22 protein-coding genes and 1 tRNA gene are annotated in these 25,179 nt (G+C 35.1%); 6 read left to right on the top strand and 17 right to left on the bottom strand.

The window, feature by feature from the left end; genetic code table 11:
* Window positions 1–36: 36 nt before the first annotated feature.
* The 13 genes from B0B05_RS06540 to B0B05_RS06480 all read right to left on the bottom strand — a co-directional run bounded on the left by B0B05_RS06540 (window position 37) and on the right by B0B05_RS06480 (window position 14,943).
* The gene (locus B0B05_RS06540; protein WP_143745959.1) at window positions 37–1,551 is read right to left on the bottom strand and encodes a hypothetical protein; all 1,515 of its coding nucleotides are present in this window, start codon (window positions 1,549–1,551) and stop codon (window positions 37–39) included.
* A 9-nt stretch (window positions 1,552–1,560) separates the two neighbouring features.
* Complete coding sequence (locus tag B0B05_RS06535; protein WP_076782859.1) at window positions 1,561–2,907, bottom strand: restriction endonuclease subunit S; 1,347 nt, start codon at window positions 2,905–2,907, stop codon at window positions 1,561–1,563.
* A gap of 4 nt (window positions 2,908–2,911) precedes the next feature.
* Window positions 2,912–4,075 (bottom strand): AAA family ATPase, encoded by a 1,164-nt coding sequence (locus B0B05_RS06530; RefSeq protein ID WP_076782858.1) that lies wholly within the window; start codon window positions 4,073–4,075, stop codon window positions 2,912–2,914.
* Complete coding sequence (locus tag B0B05_RS06525) at window positions 4,072–4,854, bottom strand: hypothetical protein (RefSeq protein WP_245799231.1); 783 nt, start codon at window positions 4,852–4,854, stop codon at window positions 4,072–4,074. Before B0B05_RS06525 ends, B0B05_RS06530 begins: the two co-directional genes overlap by 4 nt.
* A 109-nt stretch (window positions 4,855–4,963) precedes the next feature.
* A complete protein-coding gene (locus B0B05_RS06520) occupies window positions 4,964–6,421 on the bottom strand; it encodes a class I SAM-dependent DNA methyltransferase (RefSeq protein ID WP_076782856.1) in 1,458 nt (485 codons plus the stop codon).
* Window positions 6,422–6,556: 135 nt separating this feature from the next.
* Window positions 6,557–9,778 carry a type I restriction-modification system endonuclease gene (hsdR, locus tag B0B05_RS06515; protein ID WP_076782855.1) on the bottom strand — a complete coding sequence of 1,074 codons (3,222 nt, stop codon included), beginning with the start codon at window positions 9,776–9,778 and terminating at the stop codon, window positions 6,557–6,559.
* Between the two features lie 42 nt (window positions 9,779–9,820).
* Window positions 9,821–10,183: a hypothetical protein gene (locus B0B05_RS06510; RefSeq protein ID WP_221406970.1), complete on the bottom strand. Its 363-nt coding sequence runs from the start codon at window positions 10,181–10,183 to the stop codon at window positions 9,821–9,823.
* Window positions 10,184–10,260: 77 nt separating this feature from the next.
* Window positions 10,261–10,476, bottom strand: coding sequence for a hypothetical protein (locus B0B05_RS06505; protein WP_076782853.1), 216 nt, complete (start codon window positions 10,474–10,476; stop codon window positions 10,261–10,263).
* Window positions 10,477–10,517: 41 nt separating this feature from the next.
* On the bottom strand, window positions 10,518–11,786 hold the full coding sequence (locus tag B0B05_RS06500) for a DUF2130 domain-containing protein (RefSeq protein WP_076782852.1): 1,269 nt from the start codon (window positions 11,784–11,786) through the stop codon (window positions 10,518–10,520).
* A 93-nt stretch (window positions 11,787–11,879) separates the two neighbouring features.
* Window positions 11,880–12,890: a helix-turn-helix transcriptional regulator gene (locus B0B05_RS06495; RefSeq protein ID WP_076782851.1), complete on the bottom strand. Its 1,011-nt coding sequence runs from the start codon at window positions 12,888–12,890 to the stop codon at window positions 11,880–11,882.
* Window positions 12,891–13,279: 389 nt separating this feature from the next.
* Entirely contained in the window at window positions 13,280–13,921 is a 642-nt protein-coding gene (locus tag B0B05_RS06490) for an AAA family ATPase (RefSeq protein WP_076782850.1), read from the bottom strand.
* Window positions 13,884–14,678 carry a hypothetical protein gene (locus B0B05_RS06485; RefSeq protein WP_076782849.1) on the bottom strand — a complete coding sequence of 265 codons (795 nt, stop codon included), beginning with the start codon at window positions 14,676–14,678 and terminating at the stop codon, window positions 13,884–13,886. Before B0B05_RS06485 ends, B0B05_RS06490 begins: the two co-directional genes overlap by 38 nt.
* Window positions 14,679–14,685: 7 nt before the next feature.
* Window positions 14,686–14,943 (bottom strand): helix-turn-helix domain-containing protein, encoded by a 258-nt coding sequence (locus tag B0B05_RS06480; protein ID WP_076782848.1) that lies wholly within the window; start codon window positions 14,941–14,943, stop codon window positions 14,686–14,688.
* A gap of 751 nt (window positions 14,944–15,694) precedes the next feature.
* Between B0B05_RS06480 and B0B05_RS06475 the strand changes: the two genes are divergently transcribed.
* Together B0B05_RS06475 and B0B05_RS06470 are read left to right on the top strand one after the other, a co-directional pair.
* The gene (locus B0B05_RS06475; protein ID WP_076782847.1) at window positions 15,695–16,324 is read left to right on the top strand and encodes a type IV toxin-antitoxin system AbiEi family antitoxin domain-containing protein; all 630 of its coding nucleotides are present in this window, start codon (window positions 15,695–15,697) and stop codon (window positions 16,322–16,324) included.
* Window positions 16,321–17,172 carry a nucleotidyl transferase AbiEii/AbiGii toxin family protein gene (locus B0B05_RS06470; RefSeq protein ID WP_076782846.1) on the top strand — a complete coding sequence of 284 codons (852 nt, stop codon included), beginning with the start codon at window positions 16,321–16,323 and terminating at the stop codon, window positions 17,170–17,172. The genes B0B05_RS06475 and B0B05_RS06470 overlap by 4 nt, the downstream gene beginning before the upstream one ends.
* Window positions 17,173–17,269: 97 nt before the next feature.
* On the opposite strand, the gene B0B05_RS06465 is transcribed toward B0B05_RS06470, so the two are convergent.
* The 4 genes from B0B05_RS06465 to B0B05_RS06450 all read right to left on the bottom strand — a co-directional run bounded on the left by B0B05_RS06465 (window position 17,270) and on the right by B0B05_RS06450 (window position 22,030).
* The gene (locus B0B05_RS06465) at window positions 17,270–18,526 is read right to left on the bottom strand and encodes a site-specific integrase (protein ID WP_076782845.1); all 1,257 of its coding nucleotides are present in this window, start codon (window positions 18,524–18,526) and stop codon (window positions 17,270–17,272) included.
* A gap of 249 nt (window positions 18,527–18,775) precedes the next feature.
* Window positions 18,776–18,848: transfer RNA gene (locus tag B0B05_RS06460), tRNA-Phe, on the bottom strand.
* Window positions 18,849–18,939: 91 nt separating this feature from the next.
* Entirely contained in the window at window positions 18,940–20,784 is a 1,845-nt protein-coding gene (locus B0B05_RS06455; protein WP_076782844.1) for a bifunctional lysophospholipid acyltransferase family protein/GNAT family N-acetyltransferase, read from the bottom strand.
* A 7-nt stretch (window positions 20,785–20,791) separates the two neighbouring features.
* Complete coding sequence (locus tag B0B05_RS06450) at window positions 20,792–22,030, bottom strand: aspartate kinase (RefSeq protein WP_076782843.1); 1,239 nt, start codon at window positions 22,028–22,030, stop codon at window positions 20,792–20,794.
* Window positions 22,031–22,269: 239 nt separating this feature from the next.
* Between B0B05_RS06450 and fbp the strand changes: the two genes are divergently transcribed.
* The 4 genes from fbp to B0B05_RS06430 all read left to right on the top strand — a co-directional run bounded on the left by fbp (window position 22,270) and on the right by B0B05_RS06430 (window position 25,113).
* Window positions 22,270–23,289 carry a class 1 fructose-bisphosphatase gene (gene fbp, locus B0B05_RS06445; RefSeq protein ID WP_076782842.1) on the top strand — a complete coding sequence of 340 codons (1,020 nt, stop codon included), beginning with the start codon at window positions 22,270–22,272 and terminating at the stop codon, window positions 23,287–23,289.
* A gap of 3 nt (window positions 23,290–23,292) precedes the next feature.
* Complete coding sequence (locus B0B05_RS06440; protein ID WP_076782841.1) at window positions 23,293–23,625, top strand: hypothetical protein; 333 nt, start codon at window positions 23,293–23,295, stop codon at window positions 23,623–23,625.
* Window positions 23,626–23,686: 61 nt separating this feature from the next.
* Window positions 23,687–24,694, top strand: a complete 1,008-nt coding sequence (locus B0B05_RS06435; RefSeq protein ID WP_076782840.1) for an o-succinylbenzoate synthase — start codon at window positions 23,687–23,689, stop codon at window positions 24,692–24,694.
* A 140-nt stretch (window positions 24,695–24,834) separates the two neighbouring features.
* Entirely contained in the window at window positions 24,835–25,113 is a 279-nt protein-coding gene (locus B0B05_RS06430; protein ID WP_072998155.1) for a co-chaperone GroES, read from the top strand.
* Window positions 25,114–25,179: the final 66 nt, after the last annotated feature.

Raw genomic sequence — 25,179 nt, 5'->3', positions numbered from 1 at the left:
AAATTAAACCAAGTTGTCAATCCTCAAAATAAGTTCTTAAACATTCAATCTTTTCATATAAACCAACTCTTGCTCTCCCGTGTTATCTATGATAATTTCATAATCATCATAAAATTCATTAGCAAAATTATTGAGATGTTTTGAGTCTGATTCTAATTCTAACAAATTTTTCAAAATCGATAATTCCTTTTCAAATTTTTGAAGCATTATTCCAATTTCTGATTGGTTACGCTCAAATGCCGACTTTCTTTTCTGAGCAACGAAACTTCCAAAACCAATTTCAAATTTTTTATAGAATTCGCCAATCAGTTTACTTGATTTTTCTTTAATATTATGTTGCTCAACATTTCTTCGCAATTCATCAATTTTTCCAATGCGATCGCGATCTAGCTCCTTCACTTTTAAATTGGCTGCCAATTCTGCTAAAAGCAAATTTTCATATAATTTTTCCGCCGTTATTGAAACCTCCGCATAGAAGAAAATTTGTGAATCTTGAAAGCCTTGAATTGTCTTCTCAATATGGGATTTTGACTTTTCCACAAAATTACCAAGGTTTTGGTTGAGATTATTTCCTTTTTCTTCAAGTTTCTTCCAAATTGATTTTTTATCTTTTGCAACAACTGCAAGTTCATAACTTGAATCAATGTTTATTCCCAACGCTTGAAATTTATCCACTAAAGTGTTTACAAAGAACTGCGCGCCTTCTTCTTGCATCACAAGAAGATCATACTTAAACTGATCCATCATCACAAAATCTTCGGTTGTGAAATAGTCTCTACTAAAATACTCATTGATTTTTTGATTGATGTATTTTAGTTTAGCGGTTCTTTCATTCTTATGAAAATCAAATAGGTAACCGACTTTTTCGTTTATTTTTGATAGTTTCCTATTTATATGCTGCATGTGTATTTGTGATGTAACCATCGATGCTGCCTGAAAAGCAAGTAATGGCGCCATTGACATAAAACCAGCTTGTGTAAAGCCCACGTGTTTTCCGAATTTTGAACCGTTTGAAGTTATTGAAGAAAAAGTTCCACTGGCATACTGTATCAACTGTTCCGGCTTTGCAGTGGTAGTGTATAAACCTTTAGTTATAAATTTTGCAATTCCAGCCGAAACAAAACCTGCTAACAGATTTGAAATTAAACCTTCAGCAGCATCATTTTTTGAAATAAGTGTAGCTCCCTCAATTTTTCTATTGAGTTGCGATAAATCCACCATATTCAGTTTTTGATCTGCAATGAATTCGATCTCTTTCAGAACTTCTAAATTTTCTACATCAAGTTTTTGGGGAAGAAGCTGAGACAGCTTTTCATCAATTACTGAAAGTTCCATTTTCTGGGTTTCTTGAATAGTTGAAAACCATTTTTGAAATTCCGACTGTTCTTGTAAAAGTTTTGTAGCATAAGCTTTTGTTGAATTTTCTTCTGCTAATTTCGAAGTCAGTTTTTCAACCTGATTTCTATAATCTTCAGTAATTTTCTGAAGGTCTTCATTGGATTTCTTAAGGTCGGAAATTCCAAATAAATTTTGCAGATATTCTTTCATCATTTTTGTTTTTTAATTTTTCTTCCCTTCCTTCTTCAACGCCAAAATCTCCTTCAGCAGATCTTTGGCATCGCCGTCGGTTGGGAGTTGTGGCACGAGTTCGCCTTTGAAGGCTTTGTGCAGAATTGTTTGTGGAAACTGGTCTATTTTTTCTTTAAGTTTTTGGTAGCGCAGTTCTATCGCGTCGATTTTGGAAAAGAGGGATTCTACGCGGGAAACGATTTGGGTTTGCTCTTGCATTGATGGAATTTTGATAAGTATTTCACCAATGTTCTTAACTCCTACATTACCTTGATTAACACCTCCTGTCTCAAATGAAAAAAATTGATCTCTAAAAATATCATTCCTTAAGACGTAAATTAAGAAATTTGTATTTATATTAGGTCTTATACATAAAATTCTCTGATTTATTAGTAAAGGCAAATCAGTATCAATTGAAATAGCAAAACCGTAATCTCTCTTGTATTTTGTTCCTGTTAGTGAAAGTAAAATATCTTGTTTTTTTGTTAGATATTTTTTTAGAATTTTCGCATCATAATTTTTTGGTATAAAAACAGGAGACCTTGCTAAATCAAGTTTATTATTATACAAATTGCCCATTCTAATTAGTTGAATTCCCTCTTTTTCAAAGTCATTTGACTTAAAAGCAAATCCACTAATAAATTGACCGACATTTTGTAATTGTCTTTCTTCCCATTCTCCCAATTCCTTCCCTTTCCTCCATTCCTCCGTCAGTTTCCCTGTTACTGCCTGTGTCAAAATCTGCTGCCGGAAATCCTTCAATAGCTGCGGAATTTTCTCCAAAGAAGTTTTCATTTTTTCGTGCTGTGCAAATAGCAAATCGAGTTTGGCAACAATGCGCTCCTGTTCTGGAAGTGGAGGAAGTGGAACATTCAAATTCCATAAATAGGTGGGGTCAACATGAGGAATTCCAACCCCTCTTGCTTTTGAATTTATGGTTTCGTAATGGGTTAAAAGAAAATAAAACAGATATTCACTTTTATAACCAAAAGGACTTAACGCTCCCAAAGTTGAACCGATTGCGCCACTTTTAGGTTTCAAAATCAATCCGCTTCTGGAACCATCCCAAACAATCACAACATCATTTTCCTTAAAATACTTCGCTGATTTTTTATCCGCATAATAACTGACAATATCTTTTTCCAATCCTTGAATATCCATGTAAGGAACACAATCTTCAAAATAATTTTCAGATAAAATTGCAGGTTTTTTCCCTTTCCGAAAATCTACGGACTGTTTCAAATTTATTTCCGCCCAATTCTTCGGCAAATTTTTCTCACTAACCTTGACAAGGTTGGGTTCTTCAGCAATCGAAATCTTCGGCAAATTTTTCTCCATTGATCTAATACATTTTATACATAAGTTTTTCAACAAAAACTTGTTTTATCCTCTTGTTTAAATCACGCATGTTTTTATATTTATTGACATCAATTTCTATCAAAACATCAAACTTGAAATCATCATCTAAAGCATCAGGATAAAATTTATTGAATTTATTTACAATACTATTTATTCGAAACTCAACATACCGTAATTTGTCAGTTGCCTTAAGAATAGAGAAATATCCTTTGTAATCTAACCTTGAACGTAGTTCAGGTGAAATCACTTCTTTAAAACCTTCTTTAGAAATATTTGATGTAAAAATGATAATAAAACCGTTTAAATCAATTTCGTGCGATAATGAACTTACCATTTTACCGTTCTCTAAAACATCCAAAAAATAATTAAACAAGGTTGAATTAGACTTCTCAAACTCGTCAATAAGTATTACTCCAGTATCTGAGCCATCAACTCTTATGAAAATTTCTCCATCTTCACTACCGATATATCCACGTGGACTTCCTATTAATGAATTTAAAGAATTATCACTACTATAATTCCCGAAATTCACTTTTGCAAGTTTGTTTTCTCCACCTAAAGATTTATGAATTGCCCGTGCAACTTCAGTTTTTCCAACTCCTGAATCACCCATCAAAAACAGAGATAAGATTTTGTGTTCTCCAAGTTTATTGAAAACCCTAAAACTATCAACCGCCTCTTTAAAATCATCTTTAAACTTATTATGTCCGTACAGCGAATTATTGAATTTTTCAAAAAATAGATTAAGTTCTTTTACATCTAAATCTATGATTTTCTTATGTTCTTTTTTTATTAAAACCTTTTTACTGTCTTCATCCTTACTAATAAATTCATCAAAATCAATAAATTCATCAAAACAAAACCTGAAATCTTCAGTAAATTCTTTTTTATATTTTATATCTGCAATAAAAGTAAATGTATTATCAAATAAATTAATAATTCTTTCTGCTTGAAATTGTGATGATGACAAATTGTAAAGGGAAGAAATGTCAATTACTATATCTACTCCAAACTGGTCATTAACCAATCCTTCGTTTATGATATACTCAGTAATAGTCAGAATTTCTTTGTCAAAAATGTCATAATATCTTTTTATCTCTCTAAATTTGCTAGGGTTATAAAAAAGTAATTCATTTTTTAAAATCATTTTTTATTCTGAGTATTAATTAGTTGAACGATGGATAAAATGTCTATATAATGGTATTCTGTATCATTTTTTATACTTATAAACGGTGTGAAACCATCTTGCTGAATTTCTTCGTATTGACTATCTTGAATTTCATCTTCTTCTTTCGGTATCGCCATATTTTGCATATTTCCAATTTCTTGAAAAAATTCGAGTGAGTTCCTTAAATCACCTCCTTTGATTTTTCCTTTATAAAGTCCTATTAGTGAAACTCTCCCAATAAACAAATCATCCACACTGTAAGAACTTTCAAACTCACTCTCGAAAGTTAATGGTATTTTTATTAAAATTTCTTCATCAACATCTTTTAATTCGCCTTTAAGTTTATAAGCATAATCCTTAAACATTGAGTTAAAAAGGTTATTCATATCAAAACCATTTGCTCCAGGAACATTCATTCCTTTAAAAGCATCACTTGTAAATAATTTAACCAATCTTAATTCTGGTTCATTCTCTAATGAAAGAGAGATATTATCTAGTCTAATTAATTCACCTTCTTGTATGTTATCAAAATTTTTGATTTCTCGACTGCTTTCAATAATATCATTAAGTATAATTGACTTTGTTGTTTTTACTTCAAATGTTTCTAACACCTTTTGAGATGTGGTTCCAACAACTCTTGCTTTTCCCTCGGCTTCTACATTGAACAAATTGAGAAACTTTGTACCCAAATCTAATTTCGAGCGTATCGCACCTTCGCCCTCTGCTGAATTATTTTTCTCAAGTTGTTTGTTAAGCATTATCATGTTGCTCAACATCATCTTGATTTCGTAAACTTTTGGGAAATTGATGTAATAAATATTGAATATCATGGTTAGTTAATTTTAGTAGTAATTCAAATAAGTTGATTTACGCCAATTCTTTTATCAGTTCGTTCAATTCCAGTTCTATCGCTTTCAGTTCCTGCAATGCGTCTTTTGCCAAATCCAATGGTTCGCCCAAATCTTCAGCGTTGGTTAAACTGCTGTCGGCAATTAACCCCAAATCCAGAGATTCATTTTTGGTTTTTATGGTTTCGAGGGAGATTTTCTGCCATCTTTCGTCGGAAATTGCGGCGCGTTTTTCTTCATCAATGGTTCCGTCGTAGTCCATTAAATCTTTTGCGGCAATTCCTCCTGTATAAGCCAAAACAAAATCTTCAAACGCTTTTTCGGTAAAAGGCGTGCGTTTTCCGTAACTCGGCGTATTGGTTCGCATATCGTAGAACCAGACATTTTGTGTGTTGGCTTCTTCTTTTTTACCGCGAGTAAAGAAGAGGACATTGGTTTTCACTCCGGCTGCATAGAATATTCCGGTCGGCAAACGCAAAATCGTGTGCAGATTGCATTTTTCCATCAGGTCTTTTCTAATTTTTTGTCCGTCGCCGTCTTCAAACAAAACATTGTCGGGTAAAACTACGGCGGCTCTACCTGTTCCGTCTTGCTTCAAACTTCTGTAAATATGCTGCAGAAAGTTCAGCTGTTTGTTGCTGCTGAGATAAGTAAGGTCGTCTCGGCTTGGTTTTTCGCCACCTTTCTTTGTTCCAAAAGGTGGATTTGCCAAAACGCCATCGTAATTTTTCAGGGATTTACCAAGGTCCGTTAAAGTGTCGCCAAGATAAATTCGGCTTTCCATACCGTGAAGCCGTGCATTCATCAACGCTAATCGGTGCGCATCTCCCACCAATTCTACCCCCGTAAAAGCTTCTCTTTCCTGAAAATCTCTTTCTTTGGAATCCAGATCAAAATAATTATCCGTCTTTTCCTTCAGATAATGATCGGCAGAAATCATAAAACCAAAAGTTCCACATGCAGGATCGTTCCAACGTTCACCCACTTTTGGCACCATGAGTTTTACCATGACGTTAATAAGAGGTCTTGGTGTAAAGTATTGTCCGGCTCCCGATTTTTTTTCGTTGGCGTTTTTCTCTAAAAGACTTTCATAGATGTCGCCCATTACATCGCGGTCACTTTCTTCATACCAATCTAACTTATCGATGTTTTGAACAAGTGTATTGAAATTGACCGGCTTCGTTAAAGTAGTAGATGCGTTGGTATAAATTTCTTTGACGGCATCACTGGTCGTTTTGGAGCTTACGGTTGCCAGAAATTCTCGATAAAGATTAAAAGCGGCTACATTGTCTTTTTCTTCGACAAATTTTTTCCAGCGGTATTCTTCCGGAAACTGGTCTGCAAAATTTTTCACTTCCGAAAGTTTCAGAAAAAGGATATAGGTAAGTTCGTTAAGGTATTGGTGATACGTAACGCCATCATCACGAAGAACGTTACAAAGATTCCAGAGTTTATTTGCTATTTCCTGTGCACCCATGGTTTGATTTGAGATTTGAGGTTTGAGATTTAAAATTTACTCACGATATTAAAATATATTTAATGGAGTTCGTGATTACTCCGTAGTTGAGATTTGACTAACCTTGTCAAGGTTTGAAACCTTGACAAGGTTGATTTAGGCGGTATAAAGTTCATGATTCATTTCTGCAATCAAAGACTCCAAGTCGTGATTAAAAATTTTATCAAGCCTTTTGAAACCGCCCTCATCAATGAATGGTTTTAGGTCGAAATCTTTAGTTGTAAGCACCGTTTCAGCCAACAGTTGTTTTTCGAAACGGTCTATCCATTTTTGCTGAATTTTGTTCCAGTTATTTTTAGCACGAAGTTTTATCATCGCTTTTCTTACCCTTTCGTTGGGAGTGGTGAGTTCAGCATCCAAAGCCAAAGTCCGGATATAACCAATAATATCAGCAGCAATATCTACATTTTTTGTTGCTTTCCAAGCGGTGTTTAAACTGAGTTCATTATACCCTTTTTCATCCAAAACCATTTTCAATTCTTTCAAAGATTTCCGATCCAGTGATTCCGGTTTATTGCAAATAATACCAATCGCAGCGATTTCATTACGGTTTTCGAAAATAAATTTTTTGAATCCTTCAATATAGTCTTCCGGTTTTTCGGCTTTACCATAACCTCTTGAAACCTCCTGAACCATATCGATATGATTGGAAATGTATTGGGTTTGTGGTTGGTACACTTTTACATCAAGATATTCCCAAAGTTTTGGTTTTTCATTAATGAGATTTCTCAATTCGTCCCCACTAGATTTTTTCAGATGTTCCAAAAATTCGGAAACACTTTTATCGCCTGATAAGAAAACAAATTGCTCCTGCTGATCTTTTGTCAATTTTCTGATTTTCCTATTGAGTTTGGCAATAATTTGATCCCTTTGTTTATCTAATCTTTCAGTGTTGTCAATATATTCCATTTCCGCAACAAGCTGTTGAAAAGTGGTGGAAGGATTTGCCACTGCTTTCATCTGTGTATAGGGTTCCAGCGCTTCATAAATTCGGACCGCATCAAAAATTTTGAAACTTTCTTTTCCGATTTCAGGACAAAGTCTGGTTGCTCTTCCAATCATCTGTTCAAACAAAATCCTTGACTTTACCCGTCTCATAAAAACCAAATTGCAGATTGGAGTTACATCAATTCCGGTAGTTAATAAATCGACTGTAACCGCAATGTTTGGATATCTTTCATTTTTATATTCCTGAACAAGTTGCTCCACATTGTAAACACTTCCTGTGATTTTTTCAATGGCTTTATGATGGACATCCACGCCAATTTCTTCAAATTCTTCTTTCAGCATTTGGACTATTGTATCAGCATGACTGTCCCGTGCAGCGAAAATGAGTGTTTTTTCGTTTCCGTCGGGATCAAGATGCTGCACAAGTTCCTGGATAACAGCGCGGTTGAAATTATCGTTCAACACTTTTTTATTAAATTGCTCTACTTCGAAATTCAGTTCATCTTCTAATGCTGCAAGATCAATAATTTCCCCAGTTTCCGGATCATACAATTGCGGTTTTTCACCTTTTTCCCATTTTATCCCTTCTGTATTCAGAATGGTTTTAATAATATGTGGCGGCTCATGATCTACCAAATAACCATCAATAACAGCTTGTCTGTAAGAATAATCATACACAGATTCACCAAAGATTTGTGTGGTATGTAAAGCTGGAGTTGCCGTCATACCAATCCTAAACGCATCAAAATAATCAATTACTTTTCTGTATTGAGCCACATAATCTTCCTCATTCTTGAATGAAAAATCTTCTTCGTCGAGCTCCTTGTCCAGCTGATAACCGCGATGCGCTTCATCAATAATAATACAGTCGTAAGTATCAACAGTTAAAGGTGGTTCATCTGAATAAAACAACCTTTTCACCATACTTTGAACGGTGGCAAAATGCAACCTCGTCTCACTGTCGGGAACCTTGGTTTTCAAATAATCGAATTTGTAGATTCCGCCAAAAGATTGCTGCACTTCAATTTTATTTTCATTGATGCTATCTTTGGCTTGTTTTGCCAAAAGAGTTCGGTCGGTAAGAAAAAGAATTCTTTTAAAACGGTCGGCTTTAATCAAACGGTAAATCAGTCCATTAATAGTTCTTGTTTTTCCGGTTCCAGTAGCCATGACAATTAGAGCACTTTTTTCTTCTGGATCGGAGATAATCTTGTCTTCAACCGCCTTTATCGCCTCAATTTGAAAATATCGAAGGTTCAAACCGGTAGCGGAAGTTAAATAATCTGTTGAACTTTCTTCGAGTTTTTTGTTGGCTTTGTCTATGTCTTTTTCATAAAGTTCTTTCAAACTTTCTGGTGAATACCAACCTTTTAGAACGGTTGCTCTGTTGGTTGGCTTTCTTATGTCTAAAAACCAAATTCCGCTTTTAGTTTTAAGTTGCTCTAAATATTTACGACCATTGGTTGAGAAAAGAAACGGAACTTTGTAATGATCCCATTCTCCCATTAAAGTAACATCCTCAACTTCCTTAATATTTTCTGCGTATTTTTTGGATTGATGTAGATTTGTGGAAATATCCGTTGCAAATTTCTTGGCTTCAACCACGCCGTATAGTTCAGTTCCCACAAACAAAGCATAATCAGCGTACAAAGTTCCACATTGCCATTCTGCAATAGCTAGATTTCTTCCTTTTTCCGGAAAAGTTTTTTTGGTTTTCCAATTAAGATTTTCGGTATCGCATTCCCAACCTGCATCACGAAGTTGGGCGTCAATTAATTGGACGCGGGTTTCTCTTTCGCTCCATGAAATTTTTTCCGCTCGCTGTTCCCCTAATTTTCTACGGCTTGAAACCTTATCTGCATTAATATTGAAGTCTTTAATTTTCGCTTCATATTTCTGCAGTTGTAAAGTTAGTCCATCGATTGTTCTATTTAGCTCTTCAACTTCCGCGTTGGTTTCTTGGGGTTTTGTTGGGAAGTAGGTTTTATCTTCGATATAGTCATTTTCATAGGTTTCATAAAACCATACTAAAAGTTTATGGGTGCTTTCTAGAATTTTTAATGCCTCTTCTTCTGTGTTGTAACCTTCATGTTGAGCCACATTTCCAGAAGTTCGCACGATATGGAATAAAGAGCGAACTGTTTCCGGTAAAATATTTAATCTACTTAAATGAATAATTTTTTCAAATTGCACCATTCCTTCCAATGAAACCTCTTCAAATGCGCCAATTAATGCAATTAATTTTTCACAAACCAACCGTGTTTTAGAAATCGAGGAACTTGCATCCACGAAATAGAGCTTTTCAGCTACTGTTGCAAACTGAAAAAGCTCATTATATTCTGGTAGTAAAAAACTAAACTTTGAAGCCATATCATTGGATTAAAACAGGCACTAATATAGCGAAAATTGATTTTATCGATTTAAATTTCCATCGTCATTATCGACCTCATCAAAATAATTAGATTTCGTGTCTTTATTTGAGGAAATTTTCTTGTAATAATTATTTCTCGCATTTCTCTCATTTACAAACATTTCAGAAATACCTTCACTGTTTTTTTCGAAACTTAAAGTATTGGTGATCGATAGATTAATGGCAATTTTTTCCACATCATGGTCAGTTCCAATATAGGTGAAGGTCCAGTTTTCATTTTTTAGATTCTCAATCATTGTTTTTACCTGATTTCCTGTATATTCTCTGGACGCATTCTCTTCACCATCTGTGAAAATCGTTACCAAAACATTGGAATCTTTTTGGTGTTTCAAGACTTTTTTCATTTTGTTGATGGCAAATCCAATTGCGTCAAACAGGGGCGTCATTGCATCAGGATTATATAGATGGTCATTGAGTTGATTTAGGTTTTGTACTTCACATTGTAATGCAGGAGCTTATTTCCTAAACCATTAAAACTTACTACGGTTATAATTTGTTCTTGCTCCGGAAACAGTTTTTGAGAACCCTTAATGGTTTGAACGGTTTCATTAAAACCAGATATAACTTGAGACTTAATAGATTCCATAGAACCACTTTCATCTAGGATGATAAGATTGTGAATTTGACGCTTTTTCATAATTCGTGAATTTTGAGATTAATATTTAATAAAAATGAGTGCTATTCTTGGATATCTTCAATCAAGTCGTATCCAATTTCCAATGCTTCGATGTTTTGTATTGATTTCCCGGCAATTCCTTTGATAGAGCCAAACATTTCTGAAGTATTGATTAAAACTTTGTCAATTTGCTTTTCTCTTTCTTTCCAGATTCGGTGCATTGCATTTTTTTCAGAAGTAATTCCGTTTTTCATTTTATTGAAACCATCGATAATGGCTTCAATCTGCAAGCGGAATTCATTGGAAGAAAGATATTGATAAAGCAATTCCATTTTTTCGCCTTTGCTTTCTTGTGAAGCGGTGGCAAAGTTTAGATGAATCAACTGTTGACGAAGAATTGCCGCCAAACCTTTGAATTCGTCGTACGTACAAACATATACGCCTTGGTAAAGTCCCATTCTGTCCATTCCATTTGGTAATGCGTCTGTAACTAAAACACCTAAATCTGCACCTTTTATCTTGATGTCATTTTTGAATTTTTCAATCCATCCGGCACTAAAATTCTTGGTCCTCTTACTTTCGTAATAAATAGTTCCACAGTTTTGGTGTTCGTAAGTATTGATGGTTTGCAAGCAATCCGCACCCGAAGCACCTTTTTTAATTTCAGAAATAGAATCTGTAGGAAAGGATGAAATTAAAAATTCCTCAATTGCCAATTCCATCACTTCACCTTGTAGTTGCATGGAACCTTGTTCTTGTTTTCTTTGCATTTCGGCGGTTAGAGCAATTTGAGTTTTCAATTTTTCTTCCAACTCTTTAATTTTGAATTCACTGCTACTTTCTACATTCTTCTTAATTTTCTTCCTTTCTTCTTCGAGTATTTCATTGATTTTGATTTCATTTTCGGCATCCAATTCCTCTTTCATTTGAGCTTTTTCTCTTTCAACTCTGGCTAAATCGCCTTTCATTTTGTTGAACTCCTGAAGTTTTTTCCTGTTTTCTTCAATTTCAGCATCTTTTCCTTCCAAAAGAAGTTTATTTTCATCTTCAATTTTCTGACGCAATTTCTGTTCGATACCGACTTCTAATTTTCTTTTCTCTTCTGCAATTTTTTCAGCTATGAGTTCATCATTTTTTTGCTTTTCATTTTCGAAAGCTTCGATCTGTTTTTGTAAAGCATCATTCTTAAGGGCAAAATCTTTTTTAACTTGGTTTTCCTTTTGAATAAAATCCTGACGAATTGATTCTTCAATTTGATGTGTTAAAACTGAATTCACATCGATTTCTTCACCACAATGTGGACACGCAATTGTTTGGTTTTCTGTTTTCATGACATTACTATTTTTAGATTACTTATGCAAATGTCAAGATAATATGTGCAACAGATGTGCACAGATAAATAATCTTAAAAATAGGTGGAAATTTTATTTACTTTTCTCGTAAATATTAGAAGAAATCCGGTGAAACTCTTCCCTTAAATGTTTCGGCTGAACTACCTCAATTGCGTCAAGATGTGAGAAAAGAAGCGCTTTTAGTTCGTGATTGATTTGTAATGAAAGTTCGATTTGGACTTTCTCATCGTCAATGCTTTTCAGTTTTTGAGAACCGTGTAAAGGCTTGCTCTCAATATACGGCCAAGTTTTTTTGTCGATTTTCAGAAGAATTTTTTCAACATTTGGGGTGTCAAAAACGGTAACTCCAATCACATCGTCGAAATATTCATCAAAATCAATGGCTTGATTTTCTATGAATTTTGCCTGAGATTGTTCAATATTTAGAATTCGGTCGATAGGAAAATTTCCGACTCTTTTGTTTTCAGAATCATAGGCAAACAAAAACCAGCGATTATTATACTGTTTCAAATACCAAGAATGAAGTAATAAAGTTTGGGGTTCAGTCTGCCGAAAACCTTGATAAGTAACATTCAACGCGACTTTATTTTGAATTGCGTTGAACAAAGTTGCAAAATGATTGATGCCTTTTAAATAGGGATTTTCTTCAAATCCAACAAACGAAACCGAACTCCCTTTCAATTTAAAAGTATCTTCCAAACGAACCTGTATTTCTTCAATCCATTCGAAATTTGGCAAACCTTTAAACCGGGACAAAATGGAGAGTGATGAACTTATTTGTTCAACTTCGTTGTCATTTAAGCCTTGATTCTTAATGGAGTAACTTTTATCGGAGTAACGGTAAAAAACCTTCCTGCCGTCTCTTATTTTCTCGATGGGCGCTGAATAACCCTGTTCGCTTTCCATGAAATTGATATCGTAGAAGATTTGTCGTCTTTGAATTCCCAAATTACTGCCAGAAAATTCAGAAATCGCTTGATCACATGCATCGATAAGGTCTTCCATATAAAACCTCTTGCCAAAATTACTGAAACATTTGTCTAAAGCGTTATAGCGAATTGTTGCATACTTGTTGGTTGCCATGGTTTTATTCTTTCTCCTTTAAATAAGATATTAACTACAATTTTTCATAAAAGTAATGAAATTAAATGTGTCTATAAAAATCTTATCAAAAGCTTTGACCCCAAATGTGACCCAAATCACTCATACAATTAATTGTTAAGTTTTTCTATTGGAAAGAGATTATTCTCACATCTTCGAATTGGATGATACATCTCAATTAAAATAATGTCACCATTCCTGACACCATTCCAACAAAGTTCTAATGCTTAACGTTCACATAATTAAACTTTTAGGTAAAATGAAACTTGTCTTTGGCTCTAAAGTTTGACACCATTCTGAACCTATTAATCTTACTAATACCTTTCAGGCCATCAACAAAAAGTTCGTTCTAACTCCTTTGTAACTCCGAATCACCTCCGTTTGTCACCCGAACTTTCATCATACCCAAAAAGATTAAACATCTCCCGCATCCTTGAGCGAAGACGGTTACCGTAGATTTCTTCGATTTCAGTGGCAGTAAGATTGGTCGTGAGATGCGTTAAAATTCCTTTTTCCTTGAAAATATCGTAGCGCGTTAGGAGAATTTCCGCCATTACATTGCAGTCGTTTCCGAAATATTTGGAGGCAGATTCGCTACCGAGGTCATCAAAGCAGTAGTTTTTTGGAGTGCGATGATCATTGTATAGACTCCCACGAGAATATTTTTCTAAAATTTCATAGCCAGACTGCATAAATTCTGAAACAATTTGGCGTGTAGAAGTCATCATGAAATTTTTTCTCTTGGAAGGTATTTTTCCCATCAGCTTGAAAAGTGTGGTTTTTCCGCATCCAATTGGTCCGCTTAACATTATTCCTTTCCTGAGATCGATATTCATTTCTTTGGCTATTAATTCGTCCTGAAGAAACCAAGCTAGCATTCCGAAAATAATTCCTTTTTCGTTTTCGGGTATAACGAAGTTTTTGCCTAGATGCTTTCTACCGCATTTTCGTAGCCACATTACAACTTCTCTGTAGTCATAACTCATCTCGATAGGATTTGTTGGTAGTTGCATTGAGGTGATTTGGTTTTAACTCTACTCCATTCGCGAAACTAGAGGAATTTGAGGTATTATTGAATTTTTTCGTATTTAAAAGCCAATTTCTCGCAGCGGCTTCCCAATTTTTCATCTTCGATTTGCCGCCGACAAGCCAGCCATTGCTTTCGTAATGATTGAAAAATCTTTCTGCTTCAAATTTTGTAGAATCCTTTTCGAGAAAATACATTTCGACTTCTGAAATGTTGGGTGGAATTTCAATCGACCTATTTTTTTTCTTTAAAAGCAAATTTTCTTCATCAAAAATTCTTGAGTGATCATTATCTTTTAATTGTTTATTGTTTAATGAGTTTGTACTGTTTATAGAAGGTATCAGTGCTTGTTCAGAACCTGTATCGATTTTGATACGCATCCTGTTCGCTACCTGTTCAGAGGCTGTTTGTTTTTTGATACGCTTCATATTCAAATTTTGAATCGCCTCAGAATTATCAAAACTAAACAGGTTCACCAAACTCCCTTTGTATGGATTGAATGATGGAATGTATTCAATATATCCAAATTCTTGTAGTTCTTTAATACATTTATGGTAGGTTCCAAAAGCAGAAATTTTGCTCAGTTTCATCATTTCGTTTCGCGAAATGCTGATCGGATTTCGGAAACGATTGAGGTTCCAAAACTGAAACAAAGCAAGGTAAAGACTGATGTGAGTAGGATTCAGTCGATTGTCTTCCTGTATTTTGTCGTAAAAACCAGTGAGATGAAAAATGTAATTCATACTAAAATTATTTCTGATTTAACATTTTTTCGATGTCCTGATAATTGTAATAAATTGTTCCGCCAACTTTGGAATACTGTAAAGTTCCATTGATACGAAGCGTTTGTAATGTCCCTGAGGAAATTTTCAAAATTTTTCTAACCTCGTTAGATTTTAACCATTTTTTCTCTATCGTTTTGCTGGAATTCAGAATTTTCTGTAAATCTTGCAAAAGTTCAATTTTAAATTCTTTTAGGTCTTCTTTCGTAATTATATCTACTGCCATAATATTTTTTATGCAAATTTCATTCGATTTGTATTCTAAAACAATAGTGTTCATGCGGTGTGGGCTAAATAAGAACAATTTAGACGAGTTTGGAATCTCGGAAGATTAAAAAAGAATAATTTAGATGAATTTAGCTTCTTGAACTCAATTTCTGAAAGAAAAAACAAGCTCCGCAGTTTTTCCCCTTTTACAAAAAGGCAAGATCGTTTTTGTATCAGCAACTTGAAAAGTTGTATATACAAAGACACATCTTGCAATAAAAGTTTTATAGCAATATGAAAATTTTTCAGAGGTCTGAAAACTCTTTATGGACGCTAGTTTTTGGCTTTGTCTCCTTAATTTTAAAATTGATTGGCTTTTAAAGGAAAAAACACAGAAAGAGATTGGCTTTTGGTTGTATCTTTTTTACGCAGGTTTGCAAGTTGGGTTTGGCTGATTTAGTCACGTTCAGTAGAACCCTGTGTTCAAATTACGCAAATTTCTGAAATGATTGGATTAAATTGGTCATTGTTTTTGTGGATAGTTGATTTTTTTTAGAATATTTACTATTTTTACAAAACATAGAGGCACTGCTATTCTCGCAACGGATATTCAATTGACAAAACAGAAGTAATTTGCAATCCACATGGATATCTTGATGAACCAGACAATGGTTACGATAAAGAACAGATAATTGAGATATAATCTGTAAATTTTTCAATAGATAATCGGAACTAATCCGATTATCTATTATTTTTTTTACATTTGTATCGTGAATTTAGAAAGACAAATATCATCCTACCAATCGCAACCGATTTCTCATCAGGTTTTAGTTTCGCTTTTAAAGGATTATAAAAGACCAAATGACAAAATCTACGAGTTGATTAAACAAGAAAATCTGATTTCCTTAAAAAGAGGATTATACCTTTGGAACTCCGAAATTTTACCTGAACCATTTTCGGTTGCCAATGTTTTGTATGGACCAAGTTATGTTTCTTCAGAATCGGCATTATCTTATCATGGTTTAATTCCTGAACAGGTTTTTTCCATCGTTTCAATGACATTGAAAAACTCCAAAAACTTCAACAACGCTTTTGGAAATTTTGAGTACATCAAACTTCAACCTCCTTATTACGCATTCGGAATTCAACAAGTTAAATTGCGTGAAAATCAATTTTCATTAATGGCAACCGCGGAGAAAGCGATTTTAGATAAAGTTGCGACAACTTCGGGAATAATTTTCAGGCGCGTTGAATCTGCAAGGGTTTTTCTGCTGGAAAATATGAGAATGGATGAGGATCAATTAAAATCATTAAATACAAAAGAAATGGCATCATGGATTTTTGATGCTCCAAAAAAAGAATCATTAGAATTTGTCATTAAAGCTATTGAAGAATTATGATTAAAGATTGGATTGCCGAATATCAACCAAAAACGGATCGCGACTACAAACAAGCATTGCGTGAGATCATGCAACAAATTACATTGGCTGGATTATATCGTGGTGGTTTTTTTGAGAAGGCAGCATTTTATGGTGGAACAGCTTTAAGGATATTTTACGGATTGAACCGATTTTCAGAGGATTTGGATTTTTCTCTCTTGCAAAACGATGAAAATTTCCATCTGAATAACTACCTGAAAGCCATTGAAGACGAATTCACTGCGCAAGGAATGTCAGTTTCTATAAAGACAAAGGTAAAATCTGTCCAATCCAATATAGAATCAGCATTTTTAAAATCAGAAACTTTGTGGAGCGAATTAGTATTAGAAACCGTTTTGCCACAGTTTGGCTTAAAAGAGACTATTGGACTTAAAATCAAAATTGAAGTCGATACGAAACCACCTTTAGGTTTTGAAACTGAAGAAAAGTTGTTATTGAAGCCGTTTTCATTTTATGTAAAATGTTTCGTCCTCGAAGATTTATTTGCTGGAAAGATGCACGCTTTACTTTTTAGAAAGTGGGGAAACAATGTAAAAGGCAGGGATTGGTACGATATGGAATGGTATATCAGACGAGGAACTTCCTTAAATCTGGAACATTTCCTATTTAGAGCAAAAGACAACGGTGATTGGCAAAAAGAAACAATGACCGAACAAGAATTCCGAAAATTATTGTATGACCGAATCGAAACTGTAAATCTTGAAACCGCCAAAAACGATGCAAAGAGATTTATTTCCGATCCAAAAACTTTGGATATTTGGTCGAAGGATTATTTTAAGGATTTGATTAAGTATATGAAAATCAATTGATTTAATAGTTGAAAATTCTTTTTTTTATGTGAAGAAAATCAAGGAAAATATGCTGATGTAATCAATCACAAAATTTTGAATATTAAAGAAAACTCGGCTATGAACCGAGTTTTTTCTCATTTTCCGTCTGAACTTCATTTTTCCTCTGCAAAACAACTTTCAAATTCCCCATATCTTGGCTCACTTTAGAATCCAATATTTTCGCATAATGTTGAGTGGTTTTTATGCTTTTATGTCCAAGCATTTTACTTACACTTTCCATCGATACATTATTTCCTAAAGTTACAGTCGTGGCAAAAGTGTGTCTCGCACAGTGAAAAGTAAGTTTCTTATTAATACCACAATTCTCGGCAATCGTTTTCAGATATTCATTTACCTTTTGATTGGTATAAACTGGGAGCAGTTTTCCAGAATTGGAAGATACTGGATGATTTTCGTATTTCTTGATAATTTCTTCAGCAACTGGAAGTAAAGGAATATTTGATGCGCTTCCCGTTTTCTGTCGGTTTGTGATAATCCACAGATTTCCATCAATTCCTTTGGAAAGTTGATCTTTTGTAAGATTAAAAATATCGATGTAAGCCAAACCTGTATAGCAACTGAAAACAAACATATCACGAACAAGTTCCAAACCTTTTCCCGAAAATTCTTTCTCGCGAATTGATGAAAGTTCCTCATCAGTTAGAAAATTCACATTCACTTCATTAAATCTGCCTTTGTAGAAAATCACCAAATCTTTTTCTATCCAATTGTTTTGATAACAGATTTTTAAAATCTTACTCAAGTTTTTGGTGTGCTTCACCGCAGAATTATTGTTGATATTCGCTTTTGTTCGTAGAAAGAAATCAAAATCATTGAGAAAAGACGGTTCCAATTTCTGAATATTGATATCCGCTTTTTTGTGAAATGTCCACAAAAATTCTTTCAAATGCGACAAACAAGTTTTGAAATTTTTAAGGGTCGCAATCGCATACTCTTTGCCAACAAGTTTTTCCATTTTGGAATTGTGTTCCTCAAAAATTGGGATCAAGAATCTTTCCGCTGTTTTTGTTCCTGTGAGCAAATTCTTAATATCCGTAGCATCGAAAGGGTCGCCTAAGAAAACGAGTCTATTTTCGATTTCGAGGACTTTTGCTTGTAGAATATCAAAATGCTTGTTCATAACGCGCGCCTCCTCAGAATTGCCCTTTAAACGACTTTGAGCAGGATTCCATTTGCTACCTTCAACAAATTTTCCTGTTGAAAATTCTGTTCGTTGTCCATCTACTGTAATCCGCATGTAAATTGGGATTTTGGAACTAGATTTCGCTTTCGACTTTCTGGCATAAAATAATACCGAAACTTTTGCATTCATATTGATGACTTTAAGGGTTAAAATTACCTTTTGGCGACCTATCAGACAAGATGTTCAATTGCTCTACACCTCTATTGATAGGCTTTTACAAAGAATTCGGTTACCTATAAAGTTCAAAAAATGGCAGGTCACCGAGAAGGTCACCTAATTTTTGAGAAAATTTGTATTATTTTGAATTTCTCAAAAAACAAAAAAGCCCTTAAATACTAGGATTTAAGGGCTTTTGTAAGAAATTGTTGTTGTTTCTCGTGGTTTCTCCAGGGATCGAACCAGGGACACACGGATTTTCAGTCCGTTGCTCTACCAACTGAGCTAAGAAACCATACTCTTGTTGTTTTGAGTGGTGCAAAAATATACTCTTTATTATTAGTATGCAAATTATAACCTCTCAAATTTTATCATTTCCCTTGATATCACTGATTATCAGAGGATTTTTTTTCGGTCTGCGCTTTGAAAAAATCGCTTAATTCTTCCAGAACCGGCTTAATTGTATCCTCCGGAAGATCGCTGATCCGGATGTACATCAGGCCATCTATAGCATCGTTGAAATTTGGATCGACATTAAAAGCAATAACCTTCGCATTTTGTTTGATATATTTTTTAATCAGCACAGGCAGACGAAGCTCTGGTTCCAGATCATCAATTATCTTATCCAGCTTATTGAGATCAGCATCCATATCCTCGAAAAACAGAGCTTTGTCACGTTCTTTCATAATGACTTTATACTCATTTTTTGGATGAATATATTGCGCTACGGCAGAGTCATAATAATGCGACCGCATAAACTCTATCATCAACGATTTTGAAAACTCAGAAAATTTATTACTGATACTTACGCCACCCATGAGGAATTTGTGCTCGGGATTTCTAAGGCAGACGTGCACAATTCCCCGCCAAAGCAAAAATAACGGAAATGGTTTTTGCTGATATTCTACAGAGACGTAAGCTCTTCCCATCTCTATCACTTTGCGGAAAAATGGCTGCAACTCCGGGTCGTATTCAAAAAGCGAACTGGTATAAAACCCGTTGATACCGTACTTTTTCATTACCTCGGACCCCAAAGCCATTCGATAAGCGCCAACCAGTTTTTTCTCGGCATTATCCCAGAGGAAAAGGTGATGATAATGGTTATCATACTCATCCAGATCAAAGGGTAAATTGGTTCCTTCACCAATGGCCCGGAACGTGAGCTCTCTCTGGCGACCAATCTCTCTCATGATAAAAGGAATCTCGCCGGATGTGGTGAAAAATACATCATAATCACCATGGGAAAACAGTTTTTTGTTTTCGGCGTTCCTAAGTGTTTCTATCTCGCTGATGATATCACTAATTGGTGTCTCATCAATAATATTCTGAACAATATTGTTCTGCTTCTGCAACGGCAGTTTGAGTGCCATATTGGGAAGTTTCAGTTTCTCTACAATGCTTTTTCTTTTCTCATAGTAAGATTTCAGCATATAGACTTTATTATAGAGATAGTCGGCCAACTCTTCCAGGGTTTCTTCCTCATCCAGCTGTTTTACAGAGATTGGTTTACCAATGCGGATACGGATTGGCTTATCCCGTTTCTTCATCATCTCAGCCGGAAGCATCAATGTTTGCAGATCCGGGTGGATCTTGGCGACATTATAAAACAGTTTGCTGTTGGTAGCATGGAAATACATGGGAACCACGGGCACTTTTGCTTTCTTGATCAGCTTAAGTGCTGTTTTCTCCCAGGGTTTATCCAATATTTCGCCGTATTCATTATTTTTATTGGAAACTTCGCCCGCAGGAAATATTCCAATGCATCCGCCCTCCTGCAAATGGCGCAGCGTCTCACGCATACCGTATGAACTGTTATAAGCATCTTTTCTGCCTTCAAAAGGATTTACAGAAATAACAAATGGAGCCATTGGCTCTATTTTCGAGAGCAAAAAGTTGCCCATTACTTTGAAATCGGGCCGCACGCGCAATAATATTTTGCACATCAGGATACCGTCCAAAGCGCCCAGCGGATGGTTAGAAACCAGGATAAAAGGGCCGGTTTTTGGGACTTTGGCCAGATCTTCTTCAAAAACAATATAACTGATATCCTGCTCTTTGATAAACTGATCAAAAAAATCTACACCTTGGGTATTTTTAAGTTTATCATAGAGATGATTGACATCGTTAATCTTTGCCAGATTCATTATGGCAGATGCAACAGGACTTTTAAGGGGTCCAATCTTATCCAGCCCGGCTGCTTTTATTAAGTCTTCTTTGGATATTAAGCTCATAGTTTTTTTACATGGTTACCATTTGTAAAGTTCTCTTGGAAATCTGCTCCAGCAATACTTTTTTATCTTTGTAGAAACGGTCCATGTTGTCAAGCTCCACATTTCTCACGGTAAATAATGACACATTTTTGGTCATTTGTGTAATAAAGCTTTGCTGCAATTCCTCATTAAGACCGTTGGCATGTCCAAATTTGTCTTCCAGGCACAGAGCTAAAGAGATGGCAGAATTCTGCATCAGTGACACTTTTATCTTGTATTTGGCCAGCAATGTAAAAATAAGACTCATGTGATCTTCTGCAATGAAAGAAAAGTCCCTGGTCTCTACATTCAGCAGTGTTTGGTTTTCTTTGAGGATATAACTTTCCACCAACTCATTATCAGGAGAAATACCAACTTTGGTTCCTGGTTTTTGTGGTTCTAAGAAAGATTTTACATAAAACGGGATATGTTTTTGTTTAAGTGGCTGCAATGTTTTTGGGTGAATTACCGATGCCCCGTAATAAGCCATCTCTATCGCCTCTTCGTAAGAAATATGTGTTAAAAGTTCTACATTATCAAACTTTCTGGGATCGCCGGTCATTACACCCGGAACATCTTTCCAGATGGTCATTTCGTCTGCATTCAGGCAATAGGCAAAAATAGCAGCTGTATAATCAGAGCCTTCCCTACCCAATGTTACGGTAAAGTTATTAGCCTCAGATCCTATAAAACCCTGCGTAACATAGCAGTTGATTTTATCCAGCTTGGCGATATTCTGCTCCGTCTCCTGCCAGTTGACCGTTCCTTCTCGGTAGGTGCTGTCGGTTTTAATATAATCCCGGGCATCCAGCCAATGATTGAAAAACTGAATATCATTAAGGTATTCACTCAATATTTTAGAAGAGATCATCTCTCCGCAACTTACCACCTGATCATAGACAAAGTTGTAGTTAGGAGACTTATTGCGCCTTAAAAAAGAATCAATGTCATCAAAAAACAAAGAAATCTCACCAAAAACAGCATGGTCGTCGGAAAATAAACCTTTGGCAATAGCGATGTGATTGTCTTTTATCAGGCTAATTTCTGCCTGGTAATCCTGCTTTTTAAAGTAATATTCCACCACTTTTTCCAAAGCGTTGGTAGTTTTCCCCATGGCAGACACCACGAGCAGGCATTTCTCAAAGCCCTGTGACTCAAGCACCAGCGCTACATTTTTCACACTTTCGGCATCTTTTACCGATGCACCACCAAATTTGTAGATTTTCATTTAGATTCAGTTGTTAGGTCCAATATTACTCATAATTAAAATAATGTTTAAATTGATTTTAATTCGGGATTCAAAAATATTAATAATGGTTGAATTATGAAAGCTGGATTCTGCAAACCATTTTTTTTTAAATTAAAACGATATTAATCATCTTTTTACAATTATCATTAATTACATAACAATTCTGTATGGTCAAATCAAAAAAAAATTTAGATTTGTAAACCACTAAAAATTATAAAATGTCAGGACAAGCATTACAAACTTTAGGCGAATTTATCATAGAAAAACAGGATGATTTCCAATACTCAACCGGAGAATTATCCAGGCTTATAAGCTCTATCCGGATTGCTTCAAAAATTGTAAACCGTGAGGTAAACAAGGCCGGTATTGCTGATATTATAGGGAAAGTCGGGAAAGAGAACATACAGGGCGAAGAGCAGCAGAAACTGGATGTTTTGGCCAACGATATTTTTATTGCCGCACTTTCTCAACGCGAAGTTGTCTGCGGCATTGCATCAGAAGAAAATGATGATTTTATTGAGATCAAATGCACTGGCAATGCCCACCTTAGCAAATATGTGGTCCTGATAGATCCGTTAGACGGCTCTTCTAATATTGACGTTAATGTATCAGTAGGGACAATTTTTTCGATCTACAGGCGCGTTAGCAATCCCGGCTCGCCGGTACAGCTGGAGGATTTTCTCCAAAAAGGAATTAACCAGGTAGCAGCGGGCTATGTGGTGTATGGCTCTTCTACAATGATTGTTTACACCACGGGCAATGGCGTCAATGGTTTTACGCTGGATCCGTCAATCGGCACCTATTATTTATCTCATAAAGATATTAAAATCCCGACTTTAGGTAAGATTTATTCCATTAACGAGGGCAATTATATCAAATTTCCGCAAGGTGTAAAAGATTATATCAAATATTGCCAGGAAGAAGAGGATGACAGACCTTACACCTCGCGCTATATTGGCTCATTGGTATCTGATTTTCACCGGAATATGCTGAAAGGCGGCATCTACATCTACCCTTCTACATCACAATCGCCAAACGGAAAACTGAGGTTGCTTTATGAATGTAATCCTATGGCTTTTTTAGCAGAACAGGCCGGTGGCAAATGCAGTGACGGCTACCGGAGGATTATGGAGATTGAACCGACCGAACTCCACCAGCGCGTTCCTTTTTTCTGCGGAAGTGCTGCTATGGTAACCAAGGCAGAAGAATTTATGGCAAAAGCCGTGGATAAAAATTAAGTTTTGAAAAAAACCTGCTTTTTATTATTATTTTTAAATTCGGTTTTAGCGTTTGCTCAATTCGGACCGAAGGTTACTTTTTCTCGTGAGAATAAAATCAAGTATGAAATACTGAGCGATCAGTTAAATATCGATCTTAAAATTTTGAGTCAAAAAAACAGAGATCAAAAAGAAAGACTCAAACTTCAGGATGGATCAATTAGCTTTATTAATTATCAGCAAAAAAAAGATAGTTTATGCAATGTTTATGTTAATAATGTTGCAAAATTGGTAGATCCAGACCAAGTCCATTATTTTTGGGAAATAGTTAACAGAAGGATGAAGAAAAAGAATTAAAAATTCTCCAATTTGAATCATATTAAAGACCGTTTTGCCGGTCTTTTCTTATTTTTGCAGGATGAAGACTGCAACATTTAATCAATATATACTTAATTTCAAACGTCCAAGCGGAACTTCCAGAGGCGTTCTCAATACAAAAGAAACTTATTTTATAGAAATATTTGAAGATGACAAAAAGGGAATTGGCGAATGCGCTCTTTTCCGCGGATTGAGTTTTGATGACGATGATGATTATGAAGCAGCTTTGGAATGGGCTTGTCGTAATATCAATTTAACTTTGGAAGAACTAAAAGAAGAATTAATTAACCATCCTTCTATCATTTTTGGTATCGAACAAGCTTTGCTCAATCTTGAACATCAAGGAGAACTCTATTTCCCAAGCGATTTTACAGAAGGAAAAGATTCTATCAAAATTAATGGATTAATCTGGATGGGAGATGCAGACTATATGCACTCTCAGATTGAGGAAAAGTTAGACTTAGAATTTTCCTGCATCAAACTGAAAATTGGCGTTGATTGGAATTCCGAAAAAGAAGTCATCAAATCTTTAAGACAAAAATTCCCGAAAGAAAAAATCGAGCTTCGTGTAGATGCAAACGGCGCATTTTCTCCAAAGCAAGCCAAAGTTGTTTTGCAGGAATTAGCAGAATTAGACATTCACTCTATCGAACAACCCATACAAGCCGGCAATTGGAAAGCTATGGCTGAACTTTGCAGAACCACTCCTACTCCAATTGCTTTGGACGAGGAACTAATCGGTGTTCTGAATTTTGAATCTAAAAAAGATCTTCTCAGAGAAATCAATCCTCAATATATTATTTTAAAACCTAGTTTAATCGGTGGATTTTCAGGCGCTGATGAATGGACTGATTTAGCAGAAAAACAAAACATCGGTTGGTGGATTACATCGGCTTTGGAAAGTAATATTGGGCTCAATGCTATTGCTCAATATACTTACACTAAAAATAGTCCGATGCCACAAGGATTGGGAACCGGAGGATTGTTTACCAATAATTTTGAAACGCCATTACTATTGGACGGAGAAAACCTGTGGTTCAAAAAGTAAATTTTCTGCCAAAATTTCAGTCCATCAAATAAAAAACTGCCAAATCTATCTTCTGAGTTACAACTTCTAACCTGCATCCTATTTGGCACATTGTTGGAGAATATAGAGACAGAATAACTATAAAAAAATAATATATAATTATGTCAGTAAATTTTAAACCATTAGCAGACCGAGTTCTTGTAGAACCAACTCCGGCTGAGACTAAAACAGCATCAGGAATTATTATCCCTGATACCGCAAAAGAAAAACCACAAGAAGGTACCGTAGTAGCAGTAGGTCCCGGTAAAAAAGATGAGCCTACAACTGTAAAAGTGGGTGACAAAGTTCTTTATGGAAAATACTCCGGAACTGAACTAAAATTTGAAGGCAAAGATTATTTAATTGTAAAAGAAGGAGACCTTTTAGGAATAATTGGGTAAAATTTGTAAAAAGTAAAATGTAAAAAGTATTAAGGACTTTTTATTAATCAAAATTAAAAAATCATT

The organism is Epilithonimonas bovis DSM 19482 (genome assembly GCF_900108115.1).
Classification (GTDB): domain Bacteria; phylum Bacteroidota; class Bacteroidia; order Flavobacteriales; family Weeksellaceae; genus Epilithonimonas; species Epilithonimonas bovis.
Note: the sequence above shows the minus strand (reverse complement) of the source record. Positions and strands in the feature narration are given on the sequence as shown.